This window comes from Pirellulales bacterium, from assembly GCA_035533075.1.
Taxonomy (GTDB): domain Bacteria; phylum Planctomycetota; class Planctomycetia; order Pirellulales; family JAICIG01; genus DASSFG01.
The window spans coordinates 1-8,258 of the sequence record DATLUO010000273.1 but is presented as its reverse complement, the minus strand read 5'-3'; the positions used below and the strand labels follow the sequence as shown (position 1 = coordinate 8,258).

Sequence of the window (8,258 nt, the reverse complement as noted above, 5' to 3'; positions counted from 1 at the left end):
CAACGGTGGGCCAGCGCTCGCAAGCTCGCTGGCCCCACCTTACGGCCGTCCCGAACCCTGAACCCTGAACCCTGAACCCTGAACCCTGAACCCTGAACCCTGAACCCTGAACCCTGAACCCTGAACCCTTTTGCCCGCATCCTTCACGCCATTCGACGCGATGGGTTGCAATCAGCGTCGGTTCGCCTAGAATGACGCCTTTCATGCCTGTTGCCGCCGGTTAGCTACCATGTCTGCCACTGTCGTCGTTGCCTATTTGGCGCTGTTCACCGGACTGGGCGCCGCGTTCTTGTTTGCCAACTTGCTGGTCGGCAAGTTCTTGCGGCCTGCCGAGCCGAACGCGGAAAAGCTCGCGGTCTACGAGTGCGGCGAGCCGACCATCGGTTCGAGCTTCGTGCAGTTCGACTTGCGATTTTATGTGATCGCCCTGCTGTTCATCATCTTCGATGTCGAAATCGCCTTCTTCTTTCCCTGGGCCACCGTGTTTGGCAAAGCCACGCACCTGATGGACTCTCGCCTGGAGACCATCGACCGGCAAACGGGCCAGCTCACTCCCGCCGCGGCGAACGTCTATGCCGAATTGGGCGTACCCCACGCAACACCCGAAACCGTGGGTGCCACAAGCGCGCAAATCGCCGACTCGGCCCGCGCGCTGGCGTGGGTCTCAATCCTCGATATCCTGGTCTTTTTCGGCGTGTTGATGGTCGGCTTCGCCTATGTGTGGCGGCGCGGCGATCTCGACTGGGTGCGCGCGGTCAGCCGGCAGCGAGCGGCAGTGCGCCCCCCGTCGCGGGACGTTATCGAGGAAGAGCCGGCCCTGGTGGGTTGAGTCAATGCCGCACGCGTAAGGTGGGACCAGTGAGCTTGCGAGCGCCGGCCCACCGTTGGAGATGCAGACAAACAACAGAATTCGAACCGCAGATCGACGACTTAAGCGGTGGGCCGGCGCTCGCAAGCTCGCTGGTCCCACCCTACGCCTTATCAATCCAAAATCCAAAATCCAAAATAGACCATGCCAGGCCAGGACTTTCTCGACCGGCTGAAAAAGAGATTCGGCGACAAGATCACCGGAGCGAACCTCGAAGCCCTCGATCCCTGGATCGAGGTCTCGCCCGACGGGCTTCTCGACCTCTGCCGCTACCTGCGCGACGAGCGCGATCTGCGGTTCAACTTTTTGAACTGCATCAGCGGCGTCGATTACTTCGAGGCCGATCCCAAGAAGGCCGCCAAGACCGGCTGGCAGCCGCATACTGAGGTGGTTTATCACCTCTGGAGCGTGCCGAACAAGGTCAGCCTGGTGCTCAAGGTCATCCTTCCCCGCTGGAAGGACGACATGCCGGGCGAATTGCCCGAAGTACACAGCGTCAGCGGCATCTGGAGCACCGCCGACTGGCACGAGCGTGAAGTGTACGATCTGTCGGGCGTCTATTTCACCGGGCACCCGAACCTGCGGCGGATTCTCTGCCCGGAAGACTGGGTTGGCCATCCGCTCCGCAAAGACTACGAAATGCCGCTGGAATACCACGGAATCCGAGCAAGGTAAGCACGTATGGCGACACACCTCGACGATCCTCGCATCGTTGAATTCGACGTTCGCACCGACGAAATGCTGGTCAACATGGGGCCGCAGCATCCCAGCACGCACGGCGTGCTCCGGCTTGTGCTGCGGACCGACGGCGAGATCGTCTCCGAAGTGACGCCGCACATCGGCTATCTGCACCGCTGTGCGGAAAAGATCGGCGAGAACCTCACGCCGCGGCAGTGGATTCCCTACACCGACCGCATGGACTACCTGGCCGCGATGAACATGAATCTCGGCTGGGCGCTGGCGGTCGAGAAGCTGATGAAGCTGGAGCTGACCGAAAAGGCCAGGCACCTGCGGGTGATCATTGCCGAGATGGGCCGCATCGCCAGCCACCTGGTGGGCATGGGCGCCTACGGCCTCGACCTGGGCACCTTCAGCCCCTTCTTGTACGCCTTCCGCGAACGTGAAAAGATTCTCGACCTGTTCGAGATGGCCTGCGGGGCGCGGCTGACTTACAGCTATCTGACCGTGGGTGGCGCCACGCACGATCTGCCGCCCGGCTGGCTGAAGCAATGCGAGCAGTTTCTCGATCAGCTTCTGCCCGTGATCGACGAGTGCCACACGCTGTTGACGAGCAATGCCATTTTTATCCGGCGCACGGCGGCGATCGGCGTCATGTCGGCGGAGATGGCCATCGACTACGGATGCACCGGCCCGGTGTTACGGGGCAGCGGCGTCGATCAGGATCTGCGTCGCGACGGCGAAGAACGCTACACCGAAATGTACGACGGCTACGCCTTCGAGGTCATCGTGCAGAAGGACGGGCACTATCCTCGCGACCGCGAATATCCGCCCGTGCCCGAGGCGGTCGTGTTGGGCGATTGTTGGCACCGATTTTACGTGCGAATGCTGGAGGTCATGCAGTCGATCGACCTGGTGCGCCAGGCCATCGACCGCTACAGCACCAGCAAGGGCACGATCGGCGAACCGGCGAAGCTGATGGAAAAGCTGCCCAAGGGCGAAGCCTACCTGGAAACCGAGTGTCCTCGCGGGCAAATGGGTTTTTACATTGTCAGCGACGGCACGTCGATTCCGTGGCGTGCCCGTGCGCGGAGCAGTTGTTTCTCGAACCTCTCCGTGACGCACGAGCTTTGCCGCGGCTGCCTGCTGGCCGACGTGCCGGCCGTCGTCGGCTCGCTGGACATCGTGATGGGCGAGATCGATCGCTAAGACCACGGAGTTTGAACCACAAAGGGCACAAAGAGCACAAAGGACGAAAAGATCAGGGGAAAGGAGTCGCCGCTGCTATAAAAGGGGAAGAGCGACGTGGAATACGAGCCAATTCCTGCTGCCGACGAAGCGCTTGCCAAGGAGATTATTGGTGCGGCAATTGAAGTGCATCGGGCACTTGGGCCGGGCTTTATCGAGTTTATCTATAAGCGGGCGATGTGCCATGAATTGAGGCTCCGCGGGATTCCCTTTGTCTGCGAAAAGAAGATTCTGGTTCCGTACAAGGGCACTTTGATTCCCGGTCAGCGTTGCGACCTTCTGGTGGGCGAGCGGGTCATTGCGGAGCTAAAAGCAGTTACCGAGATCCATCCGCTTTACGAGGCCAAAGTGATCTCGTACCTTAAGGCCACGAAGCTTCGTCTCGGCCTGATCATCAATTTCCACGTTCGCCTTTTGAAGGATGGTATCAACCGCGTTGTGCGCTGATCTCCGATGCTCTACGTCTCTCCTTTGTGCTCTTTGTGATCTTTGTGGTTCAAAAAAAGGTGCGGGGAGGGGCTTTAACTGGGCGCGACTTTGTGCCATATTTCACAAACTCTGAAACCGATTGACCCAGGCAGGCTGAAGCGTGGCTGAATTCTTCGGAAACTATGTGCCTCAATGGCTGGCCTATCTGCTGGCCGCGCTGGTGCATTGCGCCCTGCTGATCAATGTGGTGGCGGTCGGTGCGCTGGGATTCATCTGGCTGGAGCGCAAGGTCGCCGGCCGCATTCAAGACCGCCTCGGCCCCACGCGCGTGGGCGGCAAGTTCGGCTGGCTGCAGACGCTGGCCGACGGGCTGAAGCTCCTCACCAAAGAAGATCTGATGCCCGAAGGGGCCGACGCTTTGCTCTTTCGGCTCGCGCCCTACGTCAGCTTTTGTGCCTCGTTCTGTGCCTATTTCGCGCTGCCGTTCAGCGACGGCTGGGTGGCCGTGGAGCTGAACACCGGCGTGTTTTTCATTTTGGCGGTGATGGGGCTGGAAGTGTTTGGCGTGATCCTGGCCGGTTATGCCTCGGCCTCCAAGTGGTCGCTGTTCGGCGGCATGCGCGAGGCGGCCCAGGTGGTGAGCTACGAAGTGCCGATGGGCATGTGCGTGGTGGTGCCGGTGTTGATTGCCGGCACGATGGACCTGGTCGAGATCGGCCGCATGCAGGGGGGTTGGTTCACTAACTGGCTCATCTTCCACGATCCCTTCACGTTCATCACCTTTTGGGTCTATTTCACCTGCGCCATGGCCAGCGTGAACCGAGCGCCGTTCGACTTGGCCGAGGCCGAAAGCGAGCTGGTGGCCGGTTTCCATACGGAATACTCCGGCTTGCGGTGGAGCTTTTTCTTCATGGCCGAGTATGGCTCGATGTTCGCCGTCAGCGGCCTGGCGGCCATCCTGTTCTTCGGCGGCTGGAACGGCCCGCTGCCCATCAGCCATTGGCTCGGATTGACCTATGAAAACGGCCCGGTCGCCGGTTATCTGGGCAATTTCCTGGGCATGCTCAACTTCATCTTCAAGTGCGTGGCCTGGGTGACGTTCATGATGTGGGCACGTTGGACGCTGCCGCGATTGCGCATCGACCAGGTGATGAAGGTCTGCCTGAAATACTGCGTGCCGATCGCGGCGGTGATGTTTTTGGGCGCCATTGGGTGGACCTATATGCTGCCCGACAAGATGATCGGACGGCCGTATGCCGAGCGTGTGCTGGAGGATGGCCTTCCTAGGCCGTCCGGTAGCGTGGCTGCATCTGAACGCAATGCGCCGCATGGCGTTCCGCCACGAGCGGTGGCTGGGGCAGAGCTTGGCCAGTCGGCGGTCGGAGCTGAAAACAAGCATGGCGGCCAAGCGATGCCCCGGTACGCCGCCACCCGGTACGCCGCCACCCGGTACGCCGCCACCGGGGCATCGCCGGGCCGTCAGCGCCGCTCGGATTTGACGGATCATTCACGGCCCGGCTCTGCCCCAGCCACCGAGAGCGCTTCACGGCCAGCCGGCCTCGTTGCCCGCGCGGCGGAAAGGAACTGACTCGTGGAACCGATCAACTGGCACTCGTTCTTTTTCTTTCTGTTCGCGCTGGTCTCCTGCGCCTTCGCCGTCGCGGTGGTGCTGTCGAGCAACATCGTGCGGATGGCCTTCTATTTGGTCATCTCGCTGGGCGCGACGGCCGGACTGTTCTTTCTGGCCGGTGCCGATTTCGTCGGCGCCATGCAACTTTTGATCTATGTCGGCGGCACGCTCGTGCTGTTGGTGTTCGGCGTGATGCTCACGGCCCAGGGCCCGTTCGTGTCGATGAAGACCCGCGGCGGCGACTGGATCCTGGCCGCGGTCCTTTCCGGTTCGCTGCTGGCGCTGCTCGTTCCCGCCGCCTTCACCGTGCCCGAATGGCGCCGCCCGGTTGCCAACAACGCACCGACGCAGGTGCAGTCCACATCGACGCCGCTCGGCCTGGGCCTCTTGGGCGTGCGCGTCGACAAGCTCGAAGAGCGTCCCGAACGGTTGAAAGCGGGAATGTCGAGCTATCTGCTGCCGTTCGAAATCGTTTCGGTACACCTGCTGGTGGTGTTGGTGGGGGCGGCCTATCTTGCCCGCACCAAACGGCGTCGTGACGTGAGGCTGGAATCGCTATGAACCCGTTGACAGACCCGGTTGGCGTTTCACACTTCATGGCGGTCGGCGCGCTGATGTTCGTCTCCGGCGTGGTGTGCATGGCGGCCAAGCGGAACGCGCTGGGCGTATTGATGGGAGTCGAGCTCGTGCTGAACGGGGCCAACGTCAATTTCGTCGCACTCTCCAGCCCGTTGCTCAGCGCCAGCGGCACGAGCGGCCTGGGGCTCGACGGGCAGTTCATCGCCTTGTTTGTCATCGTGTTGGCCGCCGCCGAGGCCGCCGTGGCTTTGGCGATCACGCTGAATTTTTACAACAACCACGCCACGATCGACGTCGATCGGGCGGATGAACTGAAAGGTTGACGTCGAAACTTCCCGATGGACCTCGCTTCTTCGCTTCCGACCCTGCTGGGAATCGCCTGGCTTTTGCCGCTGGCCAGCTTCACGCTGATCGTGCTGTTCGGCCCGCGGATGGGAAAGCACGGCGTGGGCGCCGGCTATCTCGCCACCTTCGCCATCGTGGTCGGCTTCGCCTGCTCGTTGATCTCGCTGGGACTGTGGCTGGGCAACCATCCGCTTTCACCGGCGCACGCCGCCGCCGAGGAGCACGCGATCGACGTTGCCCGCGAACACCTGCCGGCCGCGCATCACGGAGCGGGGGAATGGAAGGAGCCGACGTACTACACCGGCGACCTTTACACGCTGGGTCAGTTCGGCAAACTGAAGGTCACCATCAGCTACTACATCGACGCCTTGACCATCGGCATGTTTGCGATGGTCACGCTGATCGCCTCGTGCATCCATTTTTACTCGATCGGCTACATGCACGACGAGCTCCACGACGTAACGGACCATGAGGTGGTGCTCTCCAACGGGCATCACCTGCACCGCCGCGGACGGTTCCACCGCTTCTTCCAGTACATGTCGCTGTTTTGCTTCAGCATGCTGGGCCTGGTGTATGCCGGCAATATCGCGATGGTCTTCGTTTTCTGGGAGTTGGTCGGCATTTGCTCCTACTTCCTGATCGGCTTCTACATCGAGCGCAAGAGCGCCTCGAACGCGGCCAACAAGGCGTTCATTGTCAACCGAATTGGCGACTTCGGCATGATCATCGGCATGATGGCGCTCTGGGCCGGGCTGGGCACTTTTGCCTTCGGCGACGTGAAGGAGGCCGACGGAACGGTGACTCGCGGCATCTTCAGCCAGGTGCGCGACGCCGACAATAACTATGAGCTGACGGTGCCCGATGGCATGGTCCGCGCGGCGGCCTACGAGATGGTGCAGGAAGTCGCCATCGACCATCGCAACAACTCCGACCCGCTGGCGGCGGAGTCGGAAATCGAATCGCGCGTTGAGGCCTATCGGGCCCAGCATTACGGTTACTGGCTGTTGGTGATTGCGGGCGTCGGTATCTTCTGCGGTTGTGTGGGCAAGAGCGCTCAGTTTCCGCTGCACGTGTGGTTGCCCGACGCGATGGAAGGCCCCACGCCGGTTTCCGCACTGGTGCATTCGGCCACGATGGTGGCTGCGGGCGTCTACCTGGCTGGGCGGTTCTATCCGTTCTTCACGCCCGAGGTTCGGCTGGTGATCGCGTACACCGGCGCCATCACGCTCTTTCTGGCGGCGACGATCGCCATCACCGCCACCGACATCAAACGGGTGCTGGCCTATTCCACGGTCAGCCAGCTTGGTTACATGATGCTCTCACTGGGGGTGGGTGGATGGGTGGCCGGCTTGTTCCATCTGATCACGCACGCCTTCTTCAAGAGCCTGTTATTCCTCTGCTCCGGCTCGGTGATTCACGCCTGCCACACCAACGAGATGCCGAAGATGGGCGGGCTGTTGAAAAAAATGCCGTGGACGGGGTGGACGATGTTTGTCGGCTGCCTGGCGATCATCGGTGCCGGACTGCCGCCAATCTTCGCCTTCTGGCCGTTCGGCTTCGGCTTGAGCGGCTTCTATTCCAAGGATTCGATCATTGCCCAGGCGTTTTCGTTCTGGAAACAGAACCCGACGCACGGCATGATCCTGTTTTTTGCGGCGGCCGGCGGCGCTTCGATTACCGCGTTTTACATGTTCCGGCTTTGGTTCATGACCTTCGTCGGGCCGCCACGAGATCACCATGTCCATGAGCACGCCCACGAGTCGCCGCGGATCATGTACGTACCGCTGACCATCCTTGCGTTCTTTGCCATCGTCATCGGCTGGACGTTGACCGGCGTGTGGAGCGTGACCGACCTTTTCGAGCAGGCCCGCTGGCCCGGCGAAGCCGGCGCCGGCGTGCTGCTGCCCACGCTGGTCTATCCCAACGAACACGCCAGCCACGAGTCCGACGTACACCTCGTCGCCGGGCTGACGGCCTTCTCGACTGCCTTGGGCGGGTTTCTGTTGGCGACGGTGTTCTATGGGCTGCGTTGGCTCAACCCCGCCGAAGTGCGGCAGCAGTTTGCGCCGGTCTATACGTTCTTGCTCAACAAGTGGTACTTCGACGAACTTTATGATTTCCTGTTCGTCAGGCCGCTGCACTTCGTCTCCGGCATCGTAGCCTGGTTCGACAAGCAGATGATCGACGGCTTGATTCACAGTCTTGCCCGCTGGACGCGCGGCGTGGCCGACATCGACGATTTGATCGACCGCTATTTCGTCGACGGGTTCGTCAACCTGTTTGCCGCCTCGACCTGGTCGTTGGGCAACTCGCTACGGGGCTTGCAGACGGGCAAACTGCGTCAATATGTGATGCTCATCGTCATCGGCACGGTGGCGCTTACGATCATCATCAATTTTGCGTCCGCCGGGTGAACGCCGATGCCTCAACGTACTCAACATGTAGGGTGGGACCAGCGAGCTTGCGAGCGCCGGCCCACCG

The 8,258-nt window shown here is 61.3% G+C and carries 8 protein-coding genes; all 8 read left to right on the top strand.

Features of this window, described 5'->3' with window-relative positions; all coding sequences use genetic code 11:
• The first annotated feature begins 229 nt into the window (after positions 1-229).
• The 8 genes from VNH11_34120 (at position 230) to nuoL (ending at position 8,191) form a co-directional block, all read left to right on the top strand.
• Positions 230-829 (top strand): NADH-quinone oxidoreductase subunit A, encoded by a 600-nt coding sequence (locus VNH11_34120; GenBank protein ID HVA51429.1) that lies wholly within the window; start codon positions 230-232, stop codon positions 827-829.
• A gap of 183 nt (positions 830-1,012) precedes the next feature.
• A complete protein-coding gene (locus VNH11_34115; protein HVA51428.1) occupies positions 1,013-1,543 on the top strand; it encodes an NADH-quinone oxidoreductase subunit C in 531 nt (176 codons plus the stop codon).
• A gap of 6 nt (positions 1,544-1,549) precedes the next feature.
• On the top strand, positions 1,550-2,755 hold the full coding sequence (locus VNH11_34110) for an NADH-quinone oxidoreductase subunit D (protein HVA51427.1): 1,206 nt from the start codon (positions 1,550-1,552) through the stop codon (positions 2,753-2,755).
• A gap of 96 nt (positions 2,756-2,851) precedes the next feature.
• Positions 2,852-3,241 carry a GxxExxY protein gene (locus tag VNH11_34105; protein ID HVA51426.1) on the top strand — a complete coding sequence of 130 codons (390 nt, stop codon included), beginning with the start codon at positions 2,852-2,854 and terminating at the stop codon, positions 3,239-3,241.
• Positions 3,242-3,383: 142 nt separating this feature from the next.
• Complete coding sequence (gene nuoH, locus VNH11_34100; GenBank protein ID HVA51425.1) at positions 3,384-4,811, top strand: NADH-quinone oxidoreductase subunit NuoH; 1,428 nt, start codon at positions 3,384-3,386, stop codon at positions 4,809-4,811.
• Between the two features lie 3 nt (positions 4,812-4,814).
• Positions 4,815-5,414 (top strand): NADH-quinone oxidoreductase subunit J, encoded by a 600-nt coding sequence (locus tag VNH11_34095; protein HVA51424.1) that lies wholly within the window; start codon positions 4,815-4,817, stop codon positions 5,412-5,414.
• Positions 5,411-5,755 (top strand): NADH-quinone oxidoreductase subunit NuoK, encoded by a 345-nt coding sequence (gene nuoK / locus VNH11_34090; protein ID HVA51423.1) that lies wholly within the window; start codon positions 5,411-5,413, stop codon positions 5,753-5,755. Before VNH11_34095 ends, nuoK begins: the two co-directional genes overlap by 4 nt.
• Positions 5,756-5,770: 15 nt before the next feature.
• Positions 5,771-8,191 carry an NADH-quinone oxidoreductase subunit L gene (nuoL, locus tag VNH11_34085; GenBank protein ID HVA51422.1) on the top strand — a complete coding sequence of 807 codons (2,421 nt, stop codon included), beginning with the start codon at positions 5,771-5,773 and terminating at the stop codon, positions 8,189-8,191.
• Positions 8,192-8,258: the final 67 nt, after the last annotated feature.

Excerpts from the sequence above, each read along its gene's own strand:
- VNH11_34120 (HVA51429.1), top strand. The coding sequence starts at position 230 with ATGTCTGCCACTGTCGTCGTTGCCTATTTGGCGCTGTTCACCGGACTG.
- VNH11_34115 (HVA51428.1), top strand. The coding sequence starts at position 1,013 with ATGCCAGGCCAGGACTTTCTCGACCGGCTGAAAAAGAGATTCGGCGAC.
- VNH11_34110 (HVA51427.1), top strand. The coding sequence starts at position 1,550 with ATGGCGACACACCTCGACGATCCTCGCATCGTTGAATTCGACGTTCGC.
- nuoK (HVA51423.1), top strand. The coding sequence starts at position 5,411 with ATGAACCCGTTGACAGACCCGGTTGGCGTTTCACACTTCATGGCGGTC.
- nuoL (HVA51422.1), top strand. The coding sequence starts at position 5,771 with ATGGACCTCGCTTCTTCGCTTCCGACCCTGCTGGGAATCGCCTGGCTT.